Source organism: Williamwhitmania taraxaci (assembly GCF_900096565.1).
Classification (GTDB): Bacteria; Bacteroidota; Bacteroidia; order Bacteroidales; family Williamwhitmaniaceae; genus Williamwhitmania; species Williamwhitmania taraxaci.
In genome coordinates this window covers 1-1142 of sequence record NZ_FMYP01000178.1, presented here as the reverse complement: position 1 = coordinate 1142, position 1142 = coordinate 1, and the positions used below count along the sequence as shown (strand labels likewise).

The following is a 1142-nucleotide window of genomic DNA, read 5'->3' as shown; positions in this document are numbered from 1 at the left end:
AGGTGAAAATATTTTAATCGGGAAAGCCTTGTGATGATTATTATTACAGGGGTTCCCGATTATTTTATGCTTTTATGTTGCGGATATAAGGTAATTTCAAAATATGGTTACTATGTGAACTATTCCCAAACTGTTCCGTCGCCAAAATCAACCGAAATCTTAACAGGTGTTGAGGCTGAAGGAGCTGTTATGCTTTTCTCGTAACGATATTTCTTAGAAGAAGCATCAGGTAATGTGTTCATATCCTTGGACGCTTCAAAACGAATGGTTATATCTTTGTCTTTTGGAACACTTACTGAGATAATTCCCTTGTCTTGAAGAGTTGCAGTAGTGTGAAATTCTTGGCCAGCATCGGTGCAGTATACATCAACAATCTTACCCGATTGCAATAATGAACTTGGATCCCCTACTTTAAGAATTGCTCTAAGTTCAATTTTGATATCTACCTTCTCAACAAAGTTACTGAATGCTTCAGCAGTGTATGTTGCTTGGTGGATGCGAACTTGACCTGGCTTTACAGCAGTCACAGTAGTTCCGGCAGTAAGTTTGAAAATCTTCTTAATTGAAGCGGTGTTAGATCCAAATGCCTGAGTTTGTTCTTTAATGAATTCTGCAGGGTAAAAGGTTACGGTAACACCAGCGTTTGTTGCAGGTATAGATACCGTAATTTTACCATCAGCAATTGCTGCTGTGTCAGTCCAATTGCCAGTTGCTGCTGGGTTGAATGCACTGTTAGGTATGGATACAACCACCTTTGTTCCTGTTTCAGCAAATTCTAATCCTTGGGTTTGGTTATCTGTTTCAGCATAAAAGTATGCTGTTACGGTGGCTTTCTTAGTTAAGTCCAAGGTTAAATCGGAAGTTTCAATGTCCTTCTTGCAGCCAGTAAGTGCAAGTCCTGCTACTAGCGCTAATACGCCAAGTACTCTAAATGATCTTTTCATAGTTTTAAACTTTTTTAGTTGAGTTCACTGTTGTTCGTTATTAAAACGTGGCGAAGTAGCGATTAATATCTGGATTAATCGAATCGTACAATACATTCGACTGATACCTTAAATCCGCAGGTCGATTGCTAGGTTTTAAATCTTAGCGTATTTAGGTTTGCTTGGTGGATATTTTGCCATTTTTTTGGTTCGACATAG

The 1142-nt window shown here is 38.5% G+C and carries 1 protein-coding gene; it reads right to left on the bottom strand.

All coding sequences use genetic code 11. The features are described 5' to 3' along the window. Positions 1-119 precede the first annotated feature (119 nt). Complete coding sequence (locus BLS65_RS17810) at positions 120-944, bottom strand: hypothetical protein (protein ID WP_092441130.1); 825 nt, start codon at positions 942-944, stop codon at positions 120-122. Between the last annotated feature and the right edge of the window lie 198 nt (positions 945-1142).